This is a genomic window from Streptomyces spinosus, assembly GCF_020400655.1.
Taxonomy (GTDB): domain Bacteria; phylum Actinomycetota; class Actinomycetes; order Streptomycetales; family Streptomycetaceae; genus Streptomyces; species Streptomyces argyrophylli.
Genome location: NZ_JAINRC010000001.1, coordinates 882,685 through 906,822 on the forward strand (window position 1 = coordinate 882,685; position 24,138 = coordinate 906,822).

Annotated in this window: 23 protein-coding genes; 13 read left to right on the plus strand and 10 right to left on the minus strand. The window is 72.4% G+C overall.

Annotation, left to right across the window (positions count from 1 at the left end):
- Window positions 1-73: 73 nt before the first annotated feature.
- The 4 genes from LG395_RS03615 to miaA all read right to left on the minus strand — a co-directional run bounded on the left by LG395_RS03615 (window position 74) and on the right by miaA (window position 5,371).
- A complete protein-coding gene (locus LG395_RS03615; RefSeq protein WP_225808410.1) occupies window positions 74-2,515 on the minus strand; it encodes a RelA/SpoT family protein in 2,442 nt (813 codons plus the stop codon).
- 187 nt (window positions 2,516-2,702) lie between these two features.
- Entirely contained in the window at window positions 2,703-3,572 is an 870-nt protein-coding gene (gene dapF, locus LG395_RS03620) for a diaminopimelate epimerase (RefSeq protein WP_171152261.1), read from the minus strand.
- 66 nt (window positions 3,573-3,638) lie between these two features.
- Window positions 3,639-4,106, minus strand: a complete 468-nt coding sequence (locus LG395_RS03625; RefSeq protein ID WP_225808460.1) for a hypothetical protein — start codon at window positions 4,104-4,106, stop codon at window positions 3,639-3,641.
- Between the two features lie 326 nt (window positions 4,107-4,432).
- A complete protein-coding gene (gene miaA, locus LG395_RS03630; RefSeq protein WP_225808411.1) occupies window positions 4,433-5,371 on the minus strand; it encodes a tRNA (adenosine(37)-N6)-dimethylallyltransferase MiaA in 939 nt (312 codons plus the stop codon).
- A 181-nt stretch (window positions 5,372-5,552) separates the two neighbouring features.
- Between miaA and LG395_RS03635 the strand changes: the two genes are divergently transcribed.
- Both LG395_RS03635 and LG395_RS03640 read left to right on the plus strand, forming a co-directional pair.
- Window positions 5,553-5,837, plus strand: a complete 285-nt coding sequence (locus LG395_RS03635; RefSeq protein WP_225808412.1) for a hypothetical protein — start codon at window positions 5,553-5,555, stop codon at window positions 5,835-5,837.
- Between the two features lie 24 nt (window positions 5,838-5,861).
- The gene (locus tag LG395_RS03640; RefSeq protein ID WP_171152264.1) at window positions 5,862-6,149 is read left to right on the plus strand and encodes an antitoxin; all 288 of its coding nucleotides are present in this window, start codon (window positions 5,862-5,864) and stop codon (window positions 6,147-6,149) included.
- Window positions 6,150-6,395: 246 nt separating this feature from the next.
- On the opposite strand, the gene LG395_RS03645 is transcribed toward LG395_RS03640, so the two are convergent.
- Both LG395_RS03645 and miaB read right to left on the minus strand, forming a co-directional pair.
- Entirely contained in the window at window positions 6,396-7,109 is a 714-nt protein-coding gene (locus LG395_RS03645) for a class III extradiol dioxygenase subunit B-like domain-containing protein (protein WP_225808413.1), read from the minus strand.
- A gap of 143 nt (window positions 7,110-7,252) precedes the next feature.
- Window positions 7,253-8,782: a tRNA (N6-isopentenyl adenosine(37)-C2)-methylthiotransferase MiaB gene (gene miaB / locus LG395_RS03650; RefSeq protein ID WP_225808414.1), complete on the minus strand. Its 1,530-nt coding sequence runs from the start codon at window positions 8,780-8,782 to the stop codon at window positions 7,253-7,255.
- 358 nt (window positions 8,783-9,140) lie between these two features.
- On the opposite strand from miaB, the gene LG395_RS03655 reads away from it, so the two are divergent.
- Together LG395_RS03655 and LG395_RS03660 are read left to right on the plus strand one after the other, a co-directional pair.
- A complete protein-coding gene (locus LG395_RS03655; RefSeq protein WP_171152267.1) occupies window positions 9,141-9,662 on the plus strand; it encodes a regulator component in 522 nt (173 codons plus the stop codon).
- Entirely contained in the window at window positions 9,655-10,803 is a 1,149-nt protein-coding gene (locus LG395_RS03660; RefSeq protein WP_171152268.1) for an MAB_1171c family putative transporter, read from the plus strand. The genes LG395_RS03655 and LG395_RS03660 overlap by 8 nt, the downstream gene beginning before the upstream one ends.
- Before the next feature lie 385 nt (window positions 10,804-11,188).
- Here the strand turns inward: LG395_RS03660 and LG395_RS03665 are convergent, their stop codons facing one another.
- Window positions 11,189-12,025, minus strand: coding sequence for an SDR family NAD(P)-dependent oxidoreductase (locus LG395_RS03665; protein WP_225808415.1), 837 nt, complete (start codon window positions 12,023-12,025; stop codon window positions 11,189-11,191).
- Between the two features lie 242 nt (window positions 12,026-12,267).
- Here LG395_RS03665 and LG395_RS03670 point away from each other — a divergent pair, with 242 nt between their 5' ends.
- The 3 genes from LG395_RS03670 to LG395_RS03680 all read left to right on the plus strand — a co-directional run bounded on the left by LG395_RS03670 (window position 12,268) and on the right by LG395_RS03680 (window position 14,735).
- Window positions 12,268-13,641 (plus strand): chitinase, encoded by a 1,374-nt coding sequence (locus LG395_RS03670; RefSeq protein ID WP_171152270.1) that lies wholly within the window; start codon window positions 12,268-12,270, stop codon window positions 13,639-13,641.
- 231 nt (window positions 13,642-13,872) lie between these two features.
- A complete protein-coding gene (locus LG395_RS03675; protein WP_225808416.1) occupies window positions 13,873-14,232 on the plus strand; it encodes a DUF6204 family protein in 360 nt (119 codons plus the stop codon).
- A gap of 59 nt (window positions 14,233-14,291) precedes the next feature.
- Window positions 14,292-14,735: a MarR family winged helix-turn-helix transcriptional regulator gene (locus LG395_RS03680; protein ID WP_225808417.1), complete on the plus strand. Its 444-nt coding sequence runs from the start codon at window positions 14,292-14,294 to the stop codon at window positions 14,733-14,735.
- A gap of 12 nt (window positions 14,736-14,747) precedes the next feature.
- Here the strand turns inward: LG395_RS03680 and LG395_RS03685 are convergent, their stop codons facing one another.
- Window positions 14,748-15,179 carry a pyrophosphohydrolase domain-containing protein gene (locus LG395_RS03685; protein ID WP_225808418.1) on the minus strand — a complete coding sequence of 144 codons (432 nt, stop codon included), beginning with the start codon at window positions 15,177-15,179 and terminating at the stop codon, window positions 14,748-14,750.
- A gap of 128 nt (window positions 15,180-15,307) precedes the next feature.
- Here LG395_RS03685 and LG395_RS03690 point away from each other — a divergent pair, with 128 nt between their 5' ends.
- Window positions 15,308-16,306, plus strand: coding sequence for a TAXI family TRAP transporter solute-binding subunit (locus LG395_RS03690; RefSeq protein WP_171152274.1), 999 nt, complete (start codon window positions 15,308-15,310; stop codon window positions 16,304-16,306).
- A gap of 64 nt (window positions 16,307-16,370) precedes the next feature.
- On the opposite strand, the gene LG395_RS03695 is transcribed toward LG395_RS03690, so the two are convergent.
- Both LG395_RS03695 and LG395_RS03700 read right to left on the minus strand, forming a co-directional pair.
- Window positions 16,371-17,801 (minus strand): sensor histidine kinase, encoded by a 1,431-nt coding sequence (locus LG395_RS03695; protein ID WP_225808419.1) that lies wholly within the window; start codon window positions 17,799-17,801, stop codon window positions 16,371-16,373.
- Between the two features lie 9 nt (window positions 17,802-17,810).
- The gene (locus LG395_RS03700; protein WP_225808420.1) at window positions 17,811-18,497 is read right to left on the minus strand and encodes a response regulator transcription factor; all 687 of its coding nucleotides are present in this window, start codon (window positions 18,495-18,497) and stop codon (window positions 17,811-17,813) included.
- A 296-nt stretch (window positions 18,498-18,793) separates the two neighbouring features.
- Between LG395_RS03700 and LG395_RS03705 the strand changes: the two genes are divergently transcribed.
- From LG395_RS03705 to LG395_RS03725, 5 genes are all read left to right on the plus strand, one after another.
- Entirely contained in the window at window positions 18,794-19,570 is a 777-nt protein-coding gene (locus LG395_RS03705; protein ID WP_171152277.1) for an amino acid ABC transporter ATP-binding protein, read from the plus strand.
- A 112-nt stretch (window positions 19,571-19,682) separates the two neighbouring features.
- Window positions 19,683-20,522, plus strand: coding sequence for a glutamate ABC transporter substrate-binding protein (locus tag LG395_RS03710; RefSeq protein WP_225808421.1), 840 nt, complete (start codon window positions 19,683-19,685; stop codon window positions 20,520-20,522).
- Between the two features lie 74 nt (window positions 20,523-20,596).
- A complete protein-coding gene (locus LG395_RS03715; protein WP_171152279.1) occupies window positions 20,597-21,262 on the plus strand; it encodes an amino acid ABC transporter permease in 666 nt (221 codons plus the stop codon).
- Window positions 21,259-22,191, plus strand: a complete 933-nt coding sequence (locus LG395_RS03720; protein WP_171152280.1) for an amino acid ABC transporter permease — start codon at window positions 21,259-21,261, stop codon at window positions 22,189-22,191. The genes LG395_RS03715 and LG395_RS03720 overlap by 4 nt, the downstream gene beginning before the upstream one ends.
- Window positions 22,192-22,368: 177 nt before the next feature.
- Window positions 22,369-24,027, plus strand: coding sequence for an FAD-dependent monooxygenase (locus LG395_RS03725; RefSeq protein ID WP_225808422.1), 1,659 nt, complete (start codon window positions 22,369-22,371; stop codon window positions 24,025-24,027).
- Window positions 24,028-24,138 lie beyond the last annotated feature (111 nt).

Consider the following 24,138-nt stretch of genomic DNA (forward strand, 5'->3'; position numbering starts at 1 on the left):
CTACCAGTGGCCGCCCGCCCCGCGGTGACGACGCGCGACCGGCCCACCCGAACGGGTACGCCGGGCGCCGTCGTCAGGACGTTCTCGGCTGGTGCTGGGCCCTGCGTACGTCGTACACCCCGGGTACGTCCCGCATGGCGCGCATCAGGGCCGGCAGGTGGGCCGCGTCGGGCAACTGGAGGGTGTAGGTGTGGCGCACCCGCTGCTGGGTGGGCGGTTCGACGGTGGCGGAGACGATCTCGACGCCCTGCGAGGCGATCGCCTCTGTGAGGTCGGCGAGGAGGTGGGGGCGGCCGAACGATTCAGCGACCAGGGTGACGCGGCACTCGGCGGTGTCCCCCCAGCGCACGCCGATCTCCGCGCGTCCCCTGCTCTTCATGTGTGCCACCGCCGCGCACTCCGCGCGGTGCACGGTCACCACTCCCCCGCGCACCGCGAACCCGGTGATCTCGTCCGGTGGTACGGGCGTGCAGCACCCGGCGAGCCGTGCGGCGGCACCGGGCCGGTCCACGAGGACGTCGGCGCGCCTCGATCGCGGGTCGGGGGCACCGTCGGCGGCGCGCTCCGGCGCGGCCCCCGGAGCGGCCGAGGGGCGGCGGGCGGAAGGTGTCGCGGCGCGGGTGCCGGACGGCTCGGCGCGGCGGGCCGCCGCAGAAGGGCCTGCGGAGGGGGCCGCGGTGGCGGCTGGGCGGCCGGTGGTGGCTGCCGGCTCGGTCGAAGGGGTGTTACCCGCCCGGGCGGACGCCGTGCCGGGCGCGGTGGCCCCGGCCCGGGTGCCGCCCGGCTCGCCCGGCTCCCCGGGGCCGGCCGGCTCCGCCGGGTCGGTGCCGCCGGCGGGGTGGGTCGCCAGCCAGCGCTGGATGGCGATGCGGGCGGCCGGGGTGTGCGCGTGCTCCAGCCACTCGCGGGAGGGCTCGGAGGCCGGGTCCTGGCCCATCAGGAGCTGGACCGTGTCGCCGTCGCGCAGGACCGTGCTGAGGGTGGCCAGCCGGCCGTTGACACGGGCGCCGATGCAGGCGTGCGCGTCCTCGCCGTACTGCGCGTAGGCGGCGTCCACGCAGGTAGAGCCCTCGGGCAGGCCGAGCGCGCCGCCGTCGGGCCGGAAGACGGTGATTTCGCGGTCCTGGGCGAGGTCCGCACGCAGGGTGGACCAGAAGGTGTCGGGGTCGGGGGCGGCCTGCTGCCAGTCGAGGAGGCGGGAGAGCCAGCCGGGGCGGGTGGGATCGGCGCGCTCACCGTCGGCCGGGGCACCGGAAGACGACGGGGCGCCGGCCGTGGCGTCGCCGGACGCGGGAGTGTCGGACACGGACGTGTCGGCGGCGGGTGCGTACGGGTTGCCGAGGGCCACGACACCGGCCTCGGCCACCTTGTGCATCTGGTGGGTGCGGATGAGGACTTCGACCATCTGGCCGTCGGGGCGGGCGACGGCGGTGTGCAGGGACTGGTACAGGTTGAACTTCGGTACGGCGATGAAGTCCTTGAACTCCGACACCACCGGCGTCATGCACGTGTGGAGTTCGCCGAGGACGCCGTAACAGTCCGCGTCCTCGTTGACCAGCACCAGCAGGCGGCCGAAGTCGGTGCCGCGCAGTTGTCCGCGTTTGCGGGCCACGCGGTGGACGGAGACGAAGTGCCGGGGGCGGATGAGGACCTCGGCCGGGATGCCGGACTCGCGCAGCACCCCGCGCACCTCGTCGGCGACCTCGGCGAGGGGGTCGCCGGGGCGGGCGGCGTTCTCCGCGATGAGTTCTCTGGTGTGCTCGTACTCCTCGGGGTGGAGGATGGCGAAGACCAGGTCCTCCAGCTCGGTCTTCAGGGCCTGCACGCCGAGGCGTTCGGCGAGCGGGATGAGGACGTCACGGGTGACCTTGGCGATCCGCTCCTGTTTCTCGGGACGCATCACGCCGAGGGTGCGCATGTTGTGCAGGCGGTCGGCGAGTTTGATCGACATCACGCGCACGTCGTTGCCGGTGGCGACGAGCATCTTGCGGAAGGTCTCCGGCTCGGCGGCGGCTCCGTAGTCGACCTTCTCCAGTTTCGTGACGCCGTCGACCAGATAACGGACCTCCTCGCCGAACTGTTCCCGCACCTGATCCAGCGTCACCTCGGTGTCCTCGACCGTGTCGTGCAGCAGGGACGCGGTCAACGTCGTGGTCTCGGCACCGAGTTCGGCGAGGATCAGGGTCACGGCGAGCGGGTGCGTGATGTACGGCTCACCGCTCTTGCGCATCTGGCCGCGGTGCGAGGACTCCGCCAGGACGTAGGCGCGGCGCAGGGGTTCGAGGTCGGCGTCGGGGTGGTGGGCGCGGTGCGCCTCCACGACGTGGCCGATCGCGTCGGGCAGTCTGCCGCGGGCCGCGGGGCCGAGCAGCGCGGCCCGGCCCAGTCGGCGCAGATCGATCCGGGGCCGGGACTTCCTGCGCGCCGCCGCGGGCGCCACGGACGCTGTGAGCGCTTGTGGCGCTGTGGGCGCTACCGGGCCAGCGGTCGCAGGATTCGTGGCCTCCGCACTCATGGGCACCTCCGGCTCGTGGACCGGCGGACGGGCCCCCAAGGGCGTACGCGGCTCAGGGATGGCGACGTTCCCCCGTCCGTGCCGGTGCTTGATGCTACCGAGCCCACCACGTGCGACAGACCGCCTCTCGCCGAGCGTGAAACGGATCACCCCTTCGAGCGATGGAATCGAGGTTTAGGGTCGCGGGTCAGCCGAACGCGTGAGCCAGCCACTCGGCGTCGAACTCGCCCTCGGCGACGATCACGGCGGGGCCGGTCATCTCGATCTCGCCGTCCGGCCGCTCGGTGATGACGAGGCGTCCGCCGGGCACGTCGACGGTGTAGGTCGCCGGGGTGCCGGTGGCGGCCGGGTCGGTGCCGTCCCGCCGGGCGGCGGCCACGGCGACGGCACACGCGCCCGTGCCGCACGAGCGGGTTTCGCCGGAGCCGCGCTCGTGCACGCGCATGGCGACGTGGCGGGGGCCGCGGTCGACCACGAACTCGACGTTCACACCGTCGGGGTAGGTGGCCGCCGGGCTGACCGGCGGCGCGGTGTACAGGTCGCCGGCGTGCGCCAGGTCGGCCACGAAGGCCACCGCGTGCGGGTTGCCCATGTTCACGTTGCGCGCGGGCCAGCTGTGCTCACCGACGGTGACCGTGACGTCTCCCTCGGGGAGGCGGGCGCGGCCCATGCCGACGGTGATGTCGCCGTCCTTGGCGATGTGGACGCTCTTCACGCCCGCGCGCGTGGCGATCGTGAGGTCCCCTTCGGCGACGTGTCCGGCGTGCTGCAGGTAGCGCGCGAACACACGGACGCCGTTGCCGCACATCTCGGCGACCGAGCCGTCGCCGTTGCGGTAGTCCATGAACCACTCAGCCTCGTCGGCCATGCCTCGCGCCTCCGGGTGAGCCGCGGACCGCACGACGTGCAGCACGCCGTCGCCACCGAGGCCCGCCCGGCGGTCGCACAGGGCGGCGACGGCGGCCGGGGACAGCTCGAGGGCGTTGTCGGGGTCCGGGACGATCACGAAGTCGTTCTCGGTGCCGTGCCCCTTGAGGAAGGCGATCCGTGTGCTCATCCCTCGATCGTACGGGGTAGGTGGGACCGTGCCCTTGGCGGCGGGCCTGGCTTGCCTTGCTTGGCTCTAGCGCAGGCGGGCTACGCGCCACACCGCGAGCACGACGACCACGACCACCAGGAGCGCGTACCCGAGAACGACCCGCCAGTCGGGGCGGCGGCCGGAGCCGCGCGGGGGCAGGCCGGGCCAGGTGTAGCCCACCCGGCGGGCGGCCATCATGCCCCAGCCCGCCGCGCAGGAGCAGATCAGCAGACCGAGCATGGCGATGACCGCGCCGCTGTCGCCGAAGTCGAAGGCGAGCGGGAAGGCGAACATCAGGGAGCCGACGGCGGCCAGGCCCACGATGGGGGCGAGCTGCCAGATGCGCAGCCGGCGCTGCGGGCGCAGCTCGACCTCGACCTCCGGTCCGCCCGGGTACATCTCCTCGGGCGCCGGCCCGTCGGCGGTCACCCCGCCCACGATGTCGTCGGGCCCGTCATCGGCCAGAGGGTCCTCGGGGAGGCGGTCGCCGGAGAGACCACCGGCCCCGGACAGCCGGTCGTCGGCGAGGGTGATCTCCGTCAGGCGGTCCTCACCGAGGCCGTCGTCGGAGGCGGCGGCGTCGAGCAGGCCGCCGTCGCGCGCGCTGCCGTCGGCGCGCCCGTTCACCCGTGGACGGTCTCCACCAGGGTCCGGACCGCTCCGGCCCGGCTCGTCACTCTCTGTGGTGACGTGCTCGGCACTTCGTGCGGTGTCGCGAGGGCCGGCCTCCATCGCCACGCGCCCTCCCAACTAGGCTCCACTTGGTCGATCGAAGCTCGATGATGGCACGGCGCCCGAGGCCGCGATGACCGGCGGCGCATCCCGATGCCATGACGTGATCAGGCTGTGACCGGTCGTTCGACCAACGCCAGGGCCTGCCGCGGAAGTTCCCGGCGATCCACCGCGGCCCCGCTCAACCAGTGCACCCGGGGATCGCGCCTGAACCACGAATCCTGCCGGCGCGCGAAGCGCTTGGTGGCACGGACGGTCTCGGCCCGCGCTTCCGCTTCGGTGCACTCCCCGGCGAGTGCCGCCAGCACCTGCTGGTAGCCGAGCGCGCGCGATGCCGTGCGCCCCTCGCGCAGGCCCTGCGCCTCCAGTGCGCGCACCTCCGCCACGAGCCCCGCCTCCCACATGCGGTCGACGCGCCGCGCGATGCGGTCGTCCAATTCCGGACGGGCTACGTCGACACCGATCTGGACGGTGTCGTAGACGGAGTCGTGACCGGGCAGGTTGGCCGTGAAGGGCTGCCCGGTGATCTCGATCACTTCCAGGGCGCGGACGATACGGCGGCCGTTGCTCGGCAGGATCGCGCGGGCGGCCTCGGGGTCGGCGGCGGCCAGCCGGGCGTGCAGCGCGCCCGAACCGCGCAGCGCCAGTTCCTCCTCCAGGCGGGCCCGGACCTCCGGGTCGGTGCCGGGGAACTCCAGATTGTCGACGGCGCCGCGGACGTACAGGCCGGAGCCGCCCACGAGGATGGGCCAGCGGCCCTCGGCGAGCAGTGCGTCGATCCGCGCGCGGGCCAGCCTCTGGTACTCGGCGACCGACGCGGTGACCGTCACGTCCCAGATGTCCAGCAGGTGGTGCGGGACGCCGCCGCGCTCCTCGCGCGTCAGCTTGGCGGTTCCGATGTCCATCCCTCGGTACAGCTGCATGGAGTCGGCGTTGACGATCTCGCCGCCGAGCCGCTGGGCCAGGAAGACGCCGAGATCGGACTTTCCGGCCGCGGTGGGACCGACGACGGCGATGACGCGGGGGGCGGGGGGTGCACTGCTCACCGCACCAGTCTCGCAAACCTCTCGGTGGGGTCTCGAACGAGTTACGTGACGGCGTGCGTCCCGGTTCGTTGCCCGTGCGAGGTGCCGCCCGCCGGGCTGCCGGGGCGGTGACCCGGGCGGCGCAACCTTACGCACCGGGTGACGCGGGAATTCGCCCGCACGAGTACCGTATGGAGTGGATATGGGCGTGTTTGCACGGCTTCTCGGCCGATCGAAGGCGGGTCGGGAGGCGTCGGCCACGGCGGCGCGTGCCGGTACGGAGCCGGAGGCGGCCGAGGCGGAGGCGGCCGGGGCGACGGGAACCGGGCCGGCGGAGGCGACGGACGCGTCCGGTGACGGGCACGGAGACGGGGCCGTGCGCTCGGACTCCGGCACGGACGACGCGTCCGAGGGTGCCGGGATCCCCCGGCAGCAGTCCGCGGGCGAGGCCGTCGACAGCGAGGCCGGCGACAACGCCCGCAGGTAACTGTCCCGCGAGGGAAGGTGGACCATGGGTCTGATGGACAACATGAAGGCCAAGCTGGGCCCGGCCAAGGACAAGGTGTCGGACCTCGCGCGGCAGCACGGGGACAAGGTCCAGCACGGGATCGACAAGGCCGCGAAGGCCGTCGACGAGCGGACCAAGGGCAAGTACAGCGACAAGATCCACGCGGGCACGGGCAAGGCCAAGGAGGCGATGGACCGCCTCGCGCACAAGGGCGGCCCCGACGCGGCGCCCCACGACCCGATGACCCCGACCCGTCCGGCCCCTCCGGAGGGCCCGCCACCGGCTTCCTGACGAGCCGACGGTCGTCCTGGTGACCGCGCGCCCGGGGCGCCTCGTGATCCGCGGGGCGCCCCGGGCGCGCGCTGTGCTCCAAGGGCGCCGAGAGCGCCGGCAGCCGGGTTCCTCCACCCGCTCATGCGGCGGCACAGAAAGCAGCAGAAGCGCGGATCGGCACCGCGCGGCAGCACGGCGTACATCCGACACGCCCCCACGCGCGCGTGCGGCAGCCGTACGGCCGGCCGGCCGCCGGCGGCGGGCTCAGGACCAGGTGGCGACCATGTACCCCACGCCGTACGGCGCGTCCTCGTACAGCAGTGCCCCGGTGAGGTCCGCGTTCTCGGCCGCGCCTGCCAGGATCTGCCAGGGAGCGCGGCCCGCGGCCTTCAGTTCGTGCGCCAGGGCCGGGTCCAGTGCCCGCAGGGCGGCCAGGTCCGCGGCGCCGAGCGCCCGGGCGGCCTCCGCGTCGAAGGGTGCCGCCCGCTCGTCCAGGTAACCCGGCGCCTTGAGCGAGCGGCAGGCGCTGCCGTCCCCCATCACCAGCAGGGCCACCCGCCCGGCCCGGCCGGCCAGCTCCCGTCCGGTCTCGGCGCACCGCCGCGGCTCCAGCGTGTCCGCGACGCCGAGCCCCTCGACCGGGGCAGCGGACCAGCCGGTCCGCTCCAGCAGCCAGGCGCCGACGGCAAGGGAGGTCGGCAGGCGGCGCTGCCGGGCGGGGCCGCCGGCGGGCCCCAGGCGCACCTCCAGGTCGACCCCGAATCCGCGGAAGGTGCCCGGGGTGCCCTGCGGGAACGGGCCGCGTCCGCCCTCCTCGGCGGTGCCGAGGACCACCAGCAGGTCGGGGCGGGCGGCGGCGAGCACGCCGAGCGCGTCCGTGCAGGCGGCGCGGGCGGTGTCCAGCTCTGGTGCGGCACCCGCCGCGACCTCGGGCACGAGCAGCGGTGGGCAGGGGCAGACTGCGGCGGCGACAAGCATGATCGGCAGCGTAACCCCGCGAGCGGAGCGCGTCTCACTCCTCGACCAGCACGTCCGTCAGGTCGATCACCGTCAGGACGAGCACGACGAGCTTGCCGTCGCTGATCACGTACTCGACGAAGAGGTTGCGGGAGAGCGCAACCTCAGTCGCAGCCGCAGGCGCTTCCCGTGGCCGCCGGCAGCGGTGCCGGGACGCCGATCTTGGGCAGGCCGAGCATGACACCCGCCGGCTTGGCGGCCGCCGCGGCGGTGCGCTTCTCCCAGGCGTCTCCCGCGCGCGTGCGGCGCACCCCGAGGACGGGGCCCTCGGCGAGGAGGTGGTGGGGGGCGGCGTAGGTGACCTCGACGGTGACGACGTCGCCGGGGCGCACCTCCTGGTCCGGCTTGGTGAAGTGCACGAGGCGGTTGTCGGGGGCACGGCCGGAGAGACGGTGGGTGGCGCCGTCCTTGCGGCCCTCGCCCTCCGCGACCATCAGCTCCAGCGTGCGGCCGACCTGCTTCTTGTTCTCCTCCCAGGAGATCTCCTCCTGCAGGGCGACCAGCCGCTCGTAGCGCGCCTGGACGACCTCCTTGGGGATCTGGTTCTCCATGGTCGCGGCGGGCGTGCCGGGACGCTTGGAGTACTGGAAGGTGAAGGCCTGCGCGAAGCGGGCCTCGCGGACGACGTGCAGCGTCTGCTCGAAGTCCTCCTCGGTCTCGCCGGGGAAGCCCACGATGATGTCGGTGGTGATCGCGGCGTGCGGGATGGCCACCCGCACCTTCTCGATGATCCCCAGGTAGCGGTCCTGGCGGTAGGAGCGGCGCATCGCCTTCAGGACCGTGTCCGAGCCGGACTGGAGCGGCATGTGCAGCTGCGGCATGACGTTCGGCGTCTCGGCCATGGCGGCGATGACGTCGTCGGTGAAGTCGCGCGGGTGGGGGGAGGTGAAGCGGACCCGCTCCAGGCCCTCGATGCTCCCGCAGGCGCGCAGCAGCTTGCTGAAGGCCTCGCGGTCGCCGATGTCGGAGCCGTAGGCGTTGACGTTCTGGCCGAGCAGGGTGATCTCGGAGACGCCCTCGCCGACGAGTGCCTCGATCTCGGCGAGGATGTCGCCGGGACGGCGGTCCTTCTCCTTGCCGCGCAGGGCCGGGACGATGCAGAAGGTGCACGTGTTGTTGCAGCCGACGGAGATCGACACCCAGGCCGCGTACGCACTCTCACGGCGGGTCGGCAGCGTGGAGGGGAAGGCCTCCAGGGACTCGGCGATCTCGACCTGCGCCTCCTCCTGGACGCGGGCGCGCTCCAGCAGGACCGGCAGCTTGCCGATGTTGTGCGTGCCGAAGACGACGTCCACCCAGGGCGCCTTCTTCACGATGGTGTCCCGGTCCTTCTGCGCCAGACAGCCGCCGACCGCGATCTGCATGCCGGGGCGCGAGGCCTTCCTCGGCGCGAGCCGGCCCAGGTTGCCGTAGAGCCGGTTGTCGGCGTTCTCCCGGACCGCGCAGGTGTTGAAGACGACGACGTCGGCGTCACCGTCCGAGCCCTCGGGGGCCCGCACATACCCGGCATCCTCGAGCAGCCCGGCCAATCGCTCGGAGTCGTGGACGTTCATCTGGCACCCGTAGGTGCGGATTTCGTAACTCTTGGATCCTTGAACGTCCACTGCCGGGCTCCGGTCGCTGCTGCTGGTCATGCGTCAAGGGTAGGCGGTCCCGGAGGGGGCGACGGCTGCCCTGCCGCCCGGCGGTCCCGGGCCCGGTCTCCCGGGGGTTTCGGCGGGCTGTCCGCGACGAGTCCCCGCGGCGCCGGTCCCGGCGGAGCCCGTCCGCGCGGGACCGCCGGTCCGGGAGCTGCGCCGGTTCCGGCGAGCCCGTCCGCGCGGGACCGCCGGTCCGGGAGCCCGCCGGGCGCGGCAGAAGGTTTACGCCAAAGGGCGACCGAATTTCCGGGCAGGCGTGTGCAAGAGGACGCACGACCTGCTTAGGTGTGAGCCACAGTTTGTCCGCTGGTGACGGGAAGTGCTTTCTCGCCCGAACGGGGTGACACGGCAGGTGAGGAGAACGGGCGAGTACACCGCGCTACGGCGCCGCTGCACCGCGATCCTGCGCGATCTCGGGGTGCCGCGGTCGCTGTCCCTGGAGGCGGTCCGGGAACGGGTGGAGGAACTCCGGGGCCGTCCCCTCGTGCTGAGGGAGCTGCCGGAGGAGGTGGCGGCCGCCGGAGCCTGCGGCCTCTGGATGGCCACCGACAAGGCCGACTACGTCTTCTACGAGGCCCGGACCGCACCGCTGCACCGGGAGCACATCATCCTCCATGAGATCGGCCACGTGCTGTGCGACCACCACAGGAGCCTCACGGAGGACGGCGAGCAGCCGCCCGGTGACCTCCTGGTCGGGCTGCAGCCGCAGCGCGTCACCCGGTTCAGGGCCAGGACCAGTTACACGAACACCGAGGAGCAGGAGGCCGAGATGATCGCCACCCTGATCCAGAGCGCCGGGACCGCGGGGCGGGAGGCCGGGCCCCTGGGCCGGCTCGGCGCGTTCCTCGGGGTGACGGCCGGCGCCGGTGAATGAGCTGGCGGCCCGCGCCGGACTCGCCGGCGTCCTCGCCCTGTGGTGCGCCCTCGTCTGGCGGGCCCGGCCGGCACTGCGCCACTCCCAGCAGCGGGGACTCTGGCTCACCGTGCTGGCGGCGACCATCGCGATCACCCTCTTCCAGCCCGGGATCGTCGGCCCGCTCACGTCGGCCGGCCTCGACATCCACACGGTGTCCCTCGTCCGCAATCTGATCGGCGTGCTCAGCGCGGGGCTGGTCCTGCTCTTCGTGGTCGACTCCAGCGGTCCTCCGCGGCTGCGCCGCCACGTGGCCGTGGGGATGACGGCGGCCCTCGTCTCGTTGCTCGTCCTGGATCTGCTGCACATCGGCAGGGGAACGGCGTCCGCCCAGGGGCCCGCGTCGGGTGCGTCCGCCTACTGGCTGATCCTCATCGCCGCCCATCTCGCCGGTGACGCCGTCGCCGTCGTGGTCTGCTGGCGCTACAGCCTGCGGACCGCCGAGCGCGATCTCGTGTGGTCGCTGCGTCTGTTCGCGGCGGGCAGCGTGCTCGCCCTCGCCTTCTGGTCCGGCTACCTCTGGCACCTCTACGACCGTGCCCCGCGCCTGCTCCCCTACCTGACCGTGATCATGAGTGTGCACGGCTTCCTGCGGGCGGCGTCCCTGCTGGTCCCCAGCGCGAGCGCCCTCGTACGGTCGGCCGGCGCGCTGCGGACGGTCTGGCGGCTGTGGCCGCTGTGGCGCGACCTGGTGACGGCGGTGCCCGACGTGGCCCTCGCCAGGCCGCGGCGGTCCCGGCTCCAGGAGGTGCTGTGGCCGCGCCTCCCACCAGCCTTGCAGGCACACCGGCAGACCATCGAGACGTACGACGCCCTTCTGACACTCCAGCAGTACGTGCGGCCGGACGCCTACGAGAGCGCGTACGGGTACGCCAGACGGGCGGGGGTACCGGACGACCGCCTGGCCTCCGCCGCGCTCGCCGGTGCCGTGGACCAGGCCCGGCGGGCCGTCCTCGCCGGCGTGCCGCCGGCCGATCCCCGGCCCCTGCCCGGGGTGACGCACGGCAGTACCGGGACACTGCTCGGCATCGCCCGGATGTGGCCCGCGATGACCGGCGCTCTTCCGTGCCCCGATCGCATCCCGCCGGCCCATCGGCGCTGAAGCCGGGCCGGCCGCCGGAGCCAGGCCGGCCGCCGGAGCCAGGCCGGTCGCCGGAGCGTGGCCGGCCGCCGGAGCCAGGCCGGTCGCCGGAGCGTGGCCGGACGCCGAGGCGTGGTCGACCCAGCTGAGGCCGGTCGGCCTCCCTGACGGTGGTCGGCCTCCCTGACGGTGGCCGCCCTCGCTGAACGCCGGAGCAACTTCGACGCCGGGCCGGCCTGCCGAAGGCCCGGCTCCGCCGAAGCCCGCTCAACCGCACCGAAGGCCGGCCCGGCTGCGCCAAGGCTCGCAGGCCGCGCTGAAACACCGGCCCAGCAGCGTCGACGCCTCCTCGGCCCGTTGAAAGACCGCCCGTTGAAAGACCGCCCGGCAGCGTCGAAGAGCCCGCTCAGCGGGCGGCGTCGGCGCCGTTCTCGCCGCCGCGGGGCGTGATCCGGTAGTCGAACCCGAGCGTTCCGGGATCGAGGGCGGTCGCACCGCCGTCCACGGTGAGCACCGCGCCGTTGACGTACGACGCCGCCGGGGACAGCAGCCAGCCGATCGCCTCCGCCACCTCGCGCGGCTCACCCGGGCGCCCCTGCGGCAGCAGCCTCGTGGCTTCCGCGTAGGCCGCCTCCGTCCCGTCGCCCGGCAGCTCCGCCTCCGCGGCGAAGCGCGCCATGCGCCGGTCGGCCATCTCGGTGCGCACCCAGCCGGGACACACGATGTTGGCCCGCACCCCCTGGCGGCCGTAGTCGACGGCGACGGAACGGCACAACTGGAGCAGGGCGGCCTTGGAGGTGGCGTACGGCGCGTTGCTCGTGCCGTTGCGCAGCGCGGACACCGACGCGACGGCGACCACCGCTCCCCGGGACGCCAGCAGGTGCGGGACCGCGGCGCGCAGCAGCAGGAGCGGTCCGGTCACGTTGGTGCGCATCACCTCGTCCCAGTCCCGCAGCGACATGTCGCCCACGGCGCCGCCGCGCCCGATGCCCGCGTTCAGCACCAGCCCGTCGAGCCGTCCGTACGCGGCCAGGGCGGCCTGGACGAGTCCCTCGACGGCGTCGGGATCCCCGACGTCGGACGGGTGCGCCAGCGCCCCCGTCTCCCGCGCGAGCCGCTCGAGGGGTTCGGCCCGGCGGCCGGAGACGACGACCTGGTGACCCGCCTCGGCCAGCAGCCGGGCCGTCGCCCGGCCGATGCCCGAGCCACCGCCGGTCACGATGACAACGCGCTTGTCCTCCACCGCAGTTCAGGCCCCTTCACCGAGATCGCCGAGCATCACCGAGATCGTCAAGCGCGACCGAGCTTATGACCCGTCCCAGCGACCGGGGCGACTTCCGGCCAGCGTCCGGTCCGCCGCCGGCGCCCGCGTGCGACACGACAACCGCCTTCCCTCACTTCTTACTTCATACCTTGACGGAAGTGGTCTGTACCTCTAGTTTCGCCGGGCGACCACCCCACACCTCACGAAAGGGCGCCCCCACCATGCCCAGAGCCAGGTCCTTCCCCCCGTCCGCTTCCGCCGCGCTGGCGGTCGCCGCCCTCACCCTGTCCACCGGGCTGCTGGCCGCCTCCCCCGCGCAGGCCGCCACCGGCACGATCACCGGCCTGGCCGGCAAGTGCCTCGACGTCGCCGGGGCAAGCTCCGCCGACGGCACCGCCGTACAGATCTACGACTGCAACGGCACCAGCGCCCAGCAGTGGACGGTCGGCAGCGACGGCACCATCCGCGCCCTCGGCAAGTGCCTCGACGTCACCGGCAACTCCACCGCCGACGGAGCCAAGGTGCAGCTGTGGACCTGTACCGGCGCCGCCAACCAGAAGTGGACCGTCACCGCCGCCCACGACATCGTCAACCCACAGGCCGACAAGTGCCTGGACGTGACCGACAACAACTCCGCCAACGGCTCCCGGACACAGATCTGGAGCTGCACCGGCGCCGCCAACCAGAAGTGGAACGCGCCCGCGGCCGGCGGCGGCACCCCCTCGGCGCCGATGGCGGTGGCCCCGTACCTGTACAACGGCTGGGGCAGCCCGCCCAGCCCGACCACCATCACCCAGGCCACGGGCGTCAAGTGGTTCACGCTCGCCTTCGTGCTGAGCAACGGCTACTGCAACCCCCAGTGGGACGGCAGCCGGCCCCTGACCGGCGGAGTGGACCAGCAGACGGTCAACACCGTGCGGGCGAACGGCGGTGACGTCATCCCGTCCTTCGGCGGCTACAGCGGCAACAAGCTGGAGAGTTCCTGCTCCAGCGCCGGCGAACTCGCCGGCGCCTACCAGAAGGTCATCAACACCTACGGCCTGAAGGCGATCGACATCGACCTGGAGGCCGACGCCTACAGCAACGGCACCGTCCAGCAGCGCACGGTCGACGCGCTGAAGACCGTGAAGGCCAACAACCCCGGCCTGAAGGTGTACATCACCATCGGAACCGGGCAGAGCGGCCCCGACACCAGCCTCATCAACCGGGCCGCCGCCTCCGGGCTGACCGTCGACGCCTGGGCCATCATGCCGTTCGACTTCGGCGGCGCGGGCCAGAACATGGGCAACCTGACCGTGCAGGCGGCCGAGGGCCTGAAGAACGCCCTGAAGAACGCCTACCACTACAGCGACGACCAGGCCTACCGGGACATGGGCATCTCGTCCATGAACGGCGTCACCGACCAGAACGAGACCGTCACGGTGGCCGACTTCCGCACCATCCTCGGCTACGCCCAGCAGCACCACCTGGCCCGGCTGACCTTCTGGTCCGCCAACCGGGACCGTCCCTGCACCGGCGGCCCCGCCGACAGCTGCTCCGGCGTCGGCCAGAACGCCTGGGACTACACGCGGGTCTTCGCCGGCTACACCGGCTGACCGCCCCGGCCCCGCGACCGGCCGCGGGCCCGGCCGGGGCCGGCCGCCCGGGGCTCGAGCGGTCACCTCACCGGTGGCCCCACGGGAGGCGCTCGACGCGTTCGACGCCTCCCGTCTCCACCTGTCCGGCGCCTTCCACTCAAGCGGATCCCGACCCCGTCGCCGTCATCGCCGCGCACGGACCGGGAAACCCGGTGGAGGAGTCCCCCGCGCTGCGCCTAGGGTCGCGGCATGACCACACGGACCTTCCGCATCACCGTCCGCGGCGCCTTCGACGCCCTCACCGACGACCAGCGCGCCGCCCTGCTCGCAGACGCCGCCGAACACGACGTCCTGCGCGCCGCCTTCACCCCCGAGGGCTCCCTCACCTACGACATCGCCGCCCGGCCCGCCTTCACCTTCCGCTTCTCCGCGACGGGGGAGAAGGAGGAGGACATCCTCGAGGCGACGGAACGGGCCGAGGAGGCGGCGAAGTCCTGGCTGACGGCGCGCGGCTACGGCTTCAAGCACCTGCGGTCGACCACTGAGGACCTCTCGCAGGCGCCCCTGGGCAAGCGGCAGCGCCGCGCCGCCCGTACGAACGGTCTCTGACGTTCGCCATAAACTTGAGTACTCAAAGACAAGGCAAGGAACGCGAGAGGGAGTGGGCCGTGAGTGAGGGCCTGGACGTGGCGCTGCGCCTGGTACGGGCCCAGTCGGCGCTCGTACGACGCTTCGACGCGCGGCTCGGCGGCCTGCACGGCGTCAGTCTGGCCGACTTCACCCTGCTGCTGCGGCTGGACCAGGCGCCCGGCGGCCGGATGCGCCGGGTGGACCTCGCCGAGTCCCTGGGCCTGACCGCCTCGGGCGTCACGCGTGGGCTCGCTCCGCTGGAGCGGATCGGCCTGGTCACCCGGGAGACGGACGCCCGGGACGCGCGTGTGGCCTACGCGGCGCTGACCGGGACGGGCCGGCGGCGGCTGGCGGAGATGCGGACCACGGCGGAGGAGACCGCCGCCGAGGTCTTCGCCGGCCCGGCGTGGCCCGCGGCGGACATCGCCCGCCTCGCGGACCTGCTGACCCGCCTCGGCGGCACCGGCCTGAGGGGGCGCTGAGTCAACGCCCCCTCAGGCCGCGCCGCCCGGTGTCCAGCCCTGGCGGCGCAGCACGGCCGACACGTCCGGCGCCCGGTAGTGCTCCCCCTTGAGCACCTTGCCGTCGGCCCGGCGGGCGACCGTCCCGTCCGGGCCTCTCTTGCTCATGTTGGCGCGGTGGATCTCGGCGATCACCTCGTCGAGGTCGATGCCGTGCACCAGGGCCGTGCCGTAGGCCACGTACACCACGTCGGCCAGCTCGTGCGCGAGCCGGTCCAGCGGCCCCTCCACCGCGACCTCGGCGACCTCCGCGGCCTCCTCGGCGAGCAGTTCACCGCGGTGGGCGGCCAGCTCGGGATCCACCTCCGTCGGCGTGCTGCGGGCGTCGAGACCGAAGGCGTCGTGGAACTCACGGACGAGGCGGGCCGGTGACGTGTTCGTGCGGCCGGCGGGCGAAGTGGTCATACGGCGACTGTAACGGCGGCCACTGACAACGCCCTTCGGCCCGTGCGGACCCGGCGGCATCCGCTCCGTGGGTCCCGGGCGTCCCCCGGCCCTGGTCAGTGGCGCGCGTCACCTGGCAGGATCGCCGCATGTCCAAGGTGTTCCCCCGGCTCGGCAGGCGCCGAGCGTTGCAGGGCGCGGCCGTCGGTGCCGTCGCCCTCGCGCTGCTGCTGTGGTGGCTGCTGCCCTTGGGCGAGAAGCCGCCGAGCGGGACGATCGTGTTCAGCACCGGCACCTCCCGCGGGGTCTACCAGGAGTACGGCGAGCGGCTGCGCACCGAGCTGGGCAGGGACATGCCGGGCCTGAAGGTGAAGCTGCTCACCAGCGCCGGCTCCCAGGAGAACGTCCAGCGGGTGGCGACAGGCAAGGCCGACTTCACCATCGCGGCGGCCGACGCGGTGGCGGCGTACGAGCTGGAGCACGGCAGCGGCGCCGGCCGGCTGCGCGGGGTGGCCCGGCTCTACGACGACTACGTGCACCTCATCGTGCCCCGCGACTCGGACGTCCGGAGCATCGCCGACCTGCGGCACAAGCGGGTGGCGACCGGACTGCCCGATTCCGGTGTGCGGCTGATAGCCGAGCGGGTGCTGCGGGCCGCCGGTATCGACCCGCGCAAGGACATCACGCCGGTCGCGGACGGCATCGACACCGGGCCCGCGCGGCTGCGGGACGGGAAGATCGACGCCTTCTTCTGGTCCGGCGGCCTGCCCACGAAGGGGCTGCTCGCGCTGGCACGGCAGGGCGGGTTCCGGTTCCTGCCGATCGGCGACGGCCTCGTCACCCGGCTGCACGGCCAGGGCGAGGGCGCGCGGTACTACCGGACCACCAACATCCCCGAGTCGGCGTACCCCAACGTGCAGCAGGGAGTGCAGGTTCCGACGATCGCCGTGTCCAACCTGCTGATGACCCGCACGGACGTGGACCCCCGGCTGACCGAGTGGGTGACCCGTACGGTGATCAAGAGCCGGGACGGCATCGGCGCCCATGTCCACTCCGCCCAGCTCGTCGATCTGCGCACCGCCATCTACACCGACCCGCTGCCCTTGCAGGAGGGCGCCCGGCGGTACTACCGGTCGGTCAAGCCGTAAGGGCCTCCCGGTGCGGCACTGATGGGAGAGCCGGCCTCGGAATCCCTGCACCCGCCGGCGGAGCCTAGGAGGCCGTGTCCGCCGCGTCCGTCCCGGTGTCCGCCTGCCGGGGCACCCGGACCGTCACCCGTAGCCCCCGCGGCTCGTGGTGGGCGTAGTCGATCGAACCGCCGCCCGCCGCGAGCAGCGCGCGGGTGATGGACAGTCCGAGGCCCGAGCCCTTCACGTTCTGGTGCCGGCCGCTGCGCCAGAAACGGTCGCCCACGCGCGCGAGTTCCTCGTCGGTGAGCCCGGGTCCGGTGTCCGTGACGACGACGGTGCTGGTGTCGCCGTCGGCGGCGACGGTGACCGAGACCGTGCCCTCCTCGGGGGTGAACTTCACCGCGTTGTCGATCACCGCGTCCAGGGCGCTGGACAGGGCGATCGGGTCGGCCCAGCCGGTGGTGGGCGGGCAGTCGCCGGTCAGCCGGACGCCCTTGGTCCGGGCGGCCGGTGCCCAGGCGGCCACCCGTTCCTCGGCCAGGGCGCCGATGTCGGTCAGCACGAGGTCGGCCTCGGCGTGCTCGGCCAGCGCCAGGTCGAGCAGGTCGTCCAGGACCTGCGCGAGGCGCTTGCCCTCGGTGCGGACCGAGGCGATCTCCTCGTTGCCCTCGGGCAGTTCGAGGGCGAGCAGTTCGATGCGCAGCAGCAGCGCCGCGAGCGGGTTGCGCAACTGGTGCGAGGCGTCGGCGACGAAGGCGCGCTGCTGCTCCAGCACGGCCTCGACGTTGTCCGCCATCTCGTTGAACGAGCGGGCCAGACGTCTGAGTTCCGGCGGCCCGCCGGCGACCGCGACCCGGGACTTCAGGCGCCCGGTGGCGATGTCGTGAGTGGTGGCGTCCAGGACCCGGACCGGCCTGAGCACCCAGCCGGTCAGCCTGAGCGCGGCGCCGACGGCGAGCAGCATGGCCGCGATCTCACCGGCCCCGATGAACAGCCAGCCGCGCAGGATCCGCGAACGCAGTTGTCCGGTCGGCGAGTCGGTGACCACGACCGCGACGACGTCCCCGTCCCGTATCACCGGTGAGGCGACGACGAGCCTGCCGCGCTGCCAGGGCCACACCTGCCGCGGGTCGTGGCTGCGCCGGCTGAGCAGCGCCTCGTCGAACGCCCTGCGGACCTCACCCGTCCGCGGTACGAACCAGTCGCCGGGCGCGTTGGCCATGGCGGAGCCGTTGCGGTAGAAGACACCGGCGCGGATGCCGTAGACCCCGTAGTAGCTCTCCAGTTCACTGCGCAGGGTCTCCCCGCGCTCGTCCGTGGCGGTGCGGTGGGGTCCGCTGGGCCCGTCGGTGACGAACTGGGCGAGCGCCGCGAAGCGTGCCGTGTCGTCTATCCGGTCGACGACGACCCGCTGCTGCTGTGCGGCGGCCACACTGCCGGCGAGCGGGATGCCGAGCGCGAGCAGGACGGCCGCCAGCAGGACGATGAGCAGCGGGAGGAGGCGTGTGCGCACCCGTCCCCGCTAGGCGGCCGGGGCGACGAGCCGGTAGCCGACGCCGCGTACGGTCTCGATCAGCGCGGGCATCCGCAGCTTGGAGCGCAGGGAGGCGACGTGCACCTCCAGGGTGCGGCCGGTCCCCTCCCAGCTGGTGCGCCAGACCTCGCTGATGATCTGTTCGCGCCGGAAGACCACGCCGGGCCGCTGGGCGAGCAGGGCGAGCAGGTCGAACTCCTTGCGCGTCAGCTGGACGGCCGAACCGTCCACGCTGACCTGGCGGGTGGGCAGTTCGATCCGGACCGGGCCGAGGAGCAGGGCGCTGTCGCCACCGGTCGACGGGTCCTCGTGGGCGGTGCGCCGGCTGACGGCGTGGATGCGGGCGAGCAGTTCCCCGGTGTCGTACGGCTTCACGACGTAGTCGTCGGCGCCCAGGTTGAGCCCGTGGATGCGGGAGCGGACGTCGGAGCGCGCGGTGACCATGATCACCGGGGTGCTGGTGCGCTTGCGGATCTTGCCGCAGACCTCGTAGCCGTCCTGGTCGGGCAGGCCCAGGTCGAGCAGGACGACACCGAATCCGTTGCCCTCGGGGACGAGAGCCTGGAGGGCTTCCTCGCCGCTGCGCGCGTGGGTGACCTGGAATCCGTGCTTCGCGAGAACGGCGGACAGCGCCGCGGCGACGTGGTTGTCGTCCTCGACGAGGAGCAGTCTCATCCCGGCCCCCTCCGGTTCAGCGGTCGTACGGTCTCGGTTCGCGTCGCGCGTGTAGATCACGCGCCCCCGCCCGTGCACCATGGCAGTGACGCTGATGGACAAGGACGGCGTCAAGAGGCTTCCGGTTGCCCGTCGCTTCCGTTATCCGGCCGATACGCGCACCGGCGACCAGTGCTACGACATGTGTCCGATTGCTATCGGATCGTGATGCTCAAGTCTCCCTCAGATGTGATGACGCAGGTCACAGCCCCTCACTACTGTCCTCGGAAACCCGAGGAGGACGGAGCCTGAGAGCGATGACCAATGTATCGGTGGCCAAGGAAGATGTGGTCACGTCCGACGAACTGGTCGTCCTGAGGAGCGTCAACAAGCACTTCGGCGCGTTGCACGTGCTCCAGGACATTGATCTGACGATCGACCGCGGTGAGGTCGTCGTGGTCATCGGGCCCTCCGGGTCCGGGAAGTCGACCCTGTGCCGCACCATCAACCGCCTGGAGACGATCGACTCGGGCACGATCACGATCGACGGCAAGCCCCTGCCGCACGAGGGCCGCGAGCTGGCGCGGCTGCGGGCGGACGTGGGCATGGTGTTCCAGTCGTTCAACCTCTTCGCGCACAAGACCGTGCTCGAGAACGTGATGCTGGGTCAGGTCAAGGTCCGCAAGGCCGACAAGAAGCAGGCCGAGGAGAAGGCCCGGGCGCTGCTGGACCGGGTCGGCGTGGGCACGCAGGCCGACAAGTACCCCGCCCAGCTCTCCGGCGGCCAGCAGCAGCGGGTCGCGATCGCGCGGGCGCTGGCCATGGACCCGAAGGTCATGCTGTTCGACGAGCCGACGTCCGCCCTCGACCCCGAGATGATCAACGAGGTCCTGGAGGTCATGCAGCAGCTCGCGCGCGAGGGCATGACCATGATCGTAGTCACCCACGAGATGGGCTTCGCGCGGTCGGCCGCGAACCGGGTGGTCTTCATGGCGGACGGCCGGATCGTCGAACAGGCCACGCCCGACCAGTTCTTCAGCAACCCGCGCAGCGACCGGGCCAAGGACTTCCTGTCCAAGATCCTGCACCACTGACGGCACCACCGGGCCGCCCGCACCGGCCGGCCGCACCCGCCCCACGGCCACCCGGGTCCGCGTCACCCCTGCCTCAGGGACTCGTTCCTCACCACTCAGAAGGATGTTCACCATGAAGCTCCGCAAGGTCACCGCCGCCTCGGCCGTCCTCCTCGCCCTCTCCGTGGCCGCCACCGCCTGCGGCGGCGACGACAAGAAGGACGACAACAGCTCCTCCGGTGGCGGCAAGAAGATCACCATCGGCATCAAGTTCGACCAGCCGGGCATCGGCCAGAAGACCCCGCAGGGCTACTCGGGCTTCGACGTCGACGTGGCCACCTACATCGCCAAGAAGCTCGGTTACGGCGCCGACCAGATCGAGTGGAAGGAGTCGAAGAGCGCGGACCGCGAGACCATGCTGCAGCGTGGTGACGTCCAGTTCATCGCCGCCTCCTACTCGATCACGCCTGAGCGTCAGCAGAAGGTCGACTTCGCCGGGCCGTACCTGCTGGCCCACCAGGACGTGCTGCTGCGCGCGGACGAGTCGAAGATCAAGTCGCCGGCGGACCTGAACAACAAGAACCTGTGTTCGGTGGCCGGCTCCACCTCGGCGCAGAACGTCAAGAAGACGCTGGCCCCGAAGGCGAACCTGCAGACCTACCCGACCTACTCGGCGTGTCTGTCCGGCCTGCAGAGCGGGGCCATCGACGCCCTCACCACGGACGACTCGATCCTCGCCGGTTACGCCGCCCAGTCCCAGTTCAAGGGCAAGTTCAAGCTCGGCGGCTTCAAGATGACCAACGAGAACTACGGCATCGGCGTCAAGAAGGGCAGCGACCTCAAGGCCAAGATCAACAAGGCGCTCGAGGACATGGTCTCCGACGGTTCCTGGGACGCCGCCGTGAAGAAGAACTTCGGTCCGGCCAACTACAAGAACGAGCCCGCCCCGAAGATCGGCGACATCAAGAGCTGAGGCAATGCCCGCCGGTGCGCCGCCCCTGACGGCGGCGCACCGGGGCATCCCTACACGCGGAAGCGCGGGAGATCGTGTTCGACTTTCTTGGACGTTACGACGTACTGGGCGCCTTCTGGACGACCGTGCAGCTCACCTTGCTGTCCGCCGTCGGCTCCCTGGTCTGGGGCACCCTGCTGGCCGGTATGCGGGTGGGCCCGGTGCCGCTGATGCGCGGCTTCGGCACCGCCTACGTGAACATCGTGCGGAACATCCCGCTCACGGTGATCATCCTGTTCTCCTCACTCGGCCTCAGCCAGACGCTGGGTATCACCCTCGGTGCGCACGACTTCAAGGTCCAGGGCTTCCGGCTGGCCGTGCTCGGTCTGATCCTCTACACCTCGGCCTTCGTCTGCGAGGCGATCCGCTCCGGCATCAACACCGTGCCGGTCGGCCAGGCCGAGGCCGCGCGTGCCATCGGTCTGAGCTTCACCCAGGTGCTCGGCCTGATCGTGCTGCCGCAGGCGTTCCGCGCGGCCATCGGTCCGCTGACCAACGTGCTGATCGCGCTCACGAAGAACACGACGGTGGCCGCGGCGATCGGCGTGGCGGAGGCCGCGTTCCTGATGAAGGAAATGATCGAGAACGAGGCGCAGCTGCTGGTGATCTCGGCAGTCATCGCCTTCGGGTTCGTGTGCCTGACCCTGCCGACCGGGCTGATCCTCGGCTGGGTGGGCAAGAAGATGGCGGTGAAGCGATGACCTCCGTTCTCTACGACGCTCAGGGGCCCCGCGCCAAGCGGCGCAACGTCCTGTACACGGCCGTCTTCCTGGTGGTCCTCGCGGCCGTCGTGTGGTGGGTGTACAAGGCCCTCGACGACAAGGGCCAGCTGGCCTGGGCCCTGTGGAAGCCCTTCTTCAGCGGCACCGAGGCGTACTCGACGTACATCTGGCCCGGTCTGCGGAACACCCTGAAGGCGGCGGCCCTGGCCATGGTCATCGCCCTTCCGCTGGGTGCGGTCCTCGGCATGGCCCGGCTCTCGGACCACGTGTGGGTGCGCGTCCCGGCCGCGGTCGTGGTCGAGTTCTTCCGCGCGATCCCGGTGCTGGTCCTGATGATCTTCGGGCTGGCGCTCTTCGCCCAGTACACCGACGTCAGTTCGGACGACCGTCCGTTCTACGCGGTCGTCACCGGCCTGGTGCTGTACAACGCGTCGGTGCTCGCCGAGATCGTCCGCGCGGGCATCCTCGCCCTGCCGAAGGGCCAGTCCGAGGCGGCCATGGCCATCGGTCTGCGCAAGAACCAGGTGATGCGACTCATCCTGCTGCCGCAGGCGGTCACCACCATGCTCCCGGCGATCGTCAGCCAGCTGGTGGTCATCGTGAAGGACACCGCGCTCGGCGGTGCGGTGCTCACCTACCCGGAACTGCTGGCCTCGGCCAACACGATGTCCGGCTACTACGGCAACATCATCGCCTCCCTGGCCGTCGTCGGCGTCATCTTCGTGGTCATCAACTTCTCGCTGACCTCGTTCGCGAGCTGGCTCGAGGGCCGGCTGCGGCGCGGCAGGAAGTCGACCGGGGCGGTGCTCGGCGCCCAGGCCGTCGCGGACATCGCGGGCACGGCGGCCGACGCCGACCCGGCCGGCACCGCCGCGGGCATCGGCGACATCGACGGCGTCAGGAAGTGACGGCCGGTCAGGTGGCATGACTCCGTTCGGGGGCAGTGGCATGATCGCCACTGCCTCCGTTCGCTTGACGCAAACTCTGCCAATGGGTTGCATACGTTGTGTGATCGTGCACCCCGCTTCACCTTCCTGTTCACTTGTCTCCGTCAAGGCATCGCCGCGAGCAGGGGGCGCCACACCGTGGACCCGGTGATCATCGTCGGAGCGGGGCCCGTCGGGCTCACGCTCGCCCTGGCGCTGGCGCGTCAGCAGGTGCCGTCCGTGGTGCTGGACGAGGGCGCCGGCAAGGAGGAGCCCCGTCCGGCGCGCACCGTCGTCCTGCACGAGGACACGGCCGCCCTGCTGGAGCGGCTGACCGGGACGGCGTTCGCGGAGCACGGTCTGCGCTGGGCCGGCTGGCGGTCCGTCAGGCGCAAGCAGGTGATGAACGAGATCACCTTCGACGCGGCCGAACCCGCGCCCCTGCACATCGCCCAGCACGTCCTCACGGGCCTGCTGCGCGGAGCCGTCGCGGCCGAGCCCCTGGTGAAGACGGCGGTGGACAGCCGCCTCGACGCGATCGAGCAGGAGCGTTCCGGCATCACCGCGCGCACCCGTGGCGCGCAGGGCACCTGGTGGCGCGGCAGTTACCTGGTCGGCTGCGACGGTGCCCGCTCGACCGTGCGCAAGCTCCAGGACATCCGCTTCCCGGGCCGTACCGCGGTGGAGCGGCACGCGGTCGCCGCGCTGCGCACGGAACTTCCGTGGGAGGGTCAGGCGTTGCTCCACCGGATGCCGCCGTGGCGGTCGTCCGGACCCTCGGCCGGGGAGGTGACCGCCCGCCCCCTCCCGGACGGCGTGTGGCGCCTGGACTGGCTGCTGCCACCGGGCAAGGACCTGGTCACACCCGAGATCCTGCTGGCCCGGATCCATGAGACCCTCACGGGCTGGACGGGCAGCACCACACCGGCGTACGAGCTGCTCGACACCGGCGTCCACACGGTGCACCACCGTCTCGCCCGCCGCTGGCGCGCCGGCCGGGTCTTCGTCGCCGGGGACGCGGCCCACCTGCTCGGCGCACTCGGCACCCAGGGGCTCGACGAGGGCCTCAGGGACGCCGACAACCTTGCCTGGAAGCTGGCCACGGCCTGGCACCACGGCCCGCACGAGGCCCTGCTGGACAGCTACCAGACCGAGCGGCGCGCACAGGTCTCCGCCCGGCTGCGCGCCGCCGACCAGGCCCTGCCGGTGCTGCGCGGCGGGGGCGGACTGCGTCACATCGTCCCCGGCTCGGCCCGCAACCACGACGCGCTGCTCACCGACGGTCACCTGGGCCGCGGTCCGCTGGGCGGGTCCGGCACGTACGCCGACTCCCCGCTCGCCCCCCGGCGCCTGGAAGGGGAGATCCCGGTCGGCACCCCGCCCGGCGCACCGGTCACCGACGTCCGGGTCACGGCGGAGGACGGGTCCTTCGTCCGGTTGCGCGACCGGCTCGGCCGCGGCCCGCTGCTCGTCGTGCTCATCGCGCCCGGCACGGGTGTCTGGGACCGCAAGCACTGGAGGTCCGCCGGGGTGATGCCCCGGCTCGCGGCGGCGGTGACCGCGCTGCCGCACCCCGCCGAACTCCTGGTGGCCGAGAGCTACCCGGGAGCGCCGGCGCACAGCGTGCTGCTCGTCCGTCCCGACGGCCACCTGGTCACCGCCCTGAGCGGGGTCCGCCCGGCCGACCTGTACGCGGCGGCCGAGGCCACGGTGGGGGGCACGGCGGGGGCGCGGGAGGCACAGCCACAGCAGGAGGAGGGGGAGGGGGACGCGCAGAAGGAGAAGAAGGCGGCGGAGGCCGGCTCGGGCGCACGCTGACGACAGGCCCGCCGGTACACCGGCCACGGCCGCCGGTGTACGGCTCCCGCGTACCGGCCGTGCTCCGCGGCGGGCTCCCGTACGCGCCGCCGCACCCCTCGCACCCCCGTC

Excerpts from the sequence above, each read along its gene's own strand:
- LG395_RS03720 (WP_171152280.1), top strand. The coding sequence starts at position 21,259 with ATGACCTCCGTTCTCTACGACGCTCAGGGGCCCCGCGCCAAGCGGCGC.
- LG395_RS03635 (WP_225808412.1), top strand. The coding sequence starts at position 5,553 with ATGGGCGTGTTTGCACGGCTTCTCGGCCGATCGAAGGCGGGTCGGGAG.
- LG395_RS03645 (WP_225808413.1), bottom strand. The coding sequence starts at position 7,109 with ATGCTTGTCGCCGCCGCAGTCTGCCCCTGCCCACCGCTGCTCGTGCCC.
- LG395_RS03675 (WP_225808416.1), top strand. The coding sequence starts at position 13,873 with ATGACCACACGGACCTTCCGCATCACCGTCCGCGGCGCCTTCGACGCC.
- dapF (WP_171152261.1), bottom strand. The coding sequence starts at position 3,572 with ATGAGCACACGGATCGCCTTCCTCAAGGGGCACGGCACCGAGAACGAC.
- LG395_RS03700 (WP_225808420.1), bottom strand. The coding sequence starts at position 18,497 with ATGAGACTGCTCCTCGTCGAGGACGACAACCACGTCGCCGCGGCGCTG.
- LG395_RS03685 (WP_225808418.1), bottom strand. The coding sequence starts at position 15,179 with ATGACCACTTCGCCCGCCGGCCGCACGAACACGTCACCGGCCCGCCTC.
- LG395_RS03710 (WP_225808421.1), top strand. The coding sequence starts at position 19,683 with ATGAAGCTCCGCAAGGTCACCGCCGCCTCGGCCGTCCTCCTCGCCCTC.
- LG395_RS03690 (WP_171152274.1), top strand. The coding sequence starts at position 15,308 with ATGTCCAAGGTGTTCCCCCGGCTCGGCAGGCGCCGAGCGTTGCAGGGC.
- LG395_RS03615 (WP_225808410.1), bottom strand. The coding sequence starts at position 2,515 with ATGAGTGCGGAGGCCACGAATCCTGCGACCGCTGGCCCGGTAGCGCCC.
- LG395_RS03640 (WP_171152264.1), top strand. The coding sequence starts at position 5,862 with ATGGGTCTGATGGACAACATGAAGGCCAAGCTGGGCCCGGCCAAGGAC.
- LG395_RS03670 (WP_171152270.1), top strand. The coding sequence starts at position 12,268 with ATGCCCAGAGCCAGGTCCTTCCCCCCGTCCGCTTCCGCCGCGCTGGCG.
- miaB (WP_225808414.1), bottom strand. The coding sequence starts at position 8,782 with ATGACCAGCAGCAGCGACCGGAGCCCGGCAGTGGACGTTCAAGGATCC.
- LG395_RS03705 (WP_171152277.1), top strand. The coding sequence starts at position 18,794 with ATGACCAATGTATCGGTGGCCAAGGAAGATGTGGTCACGTCCGACGAA.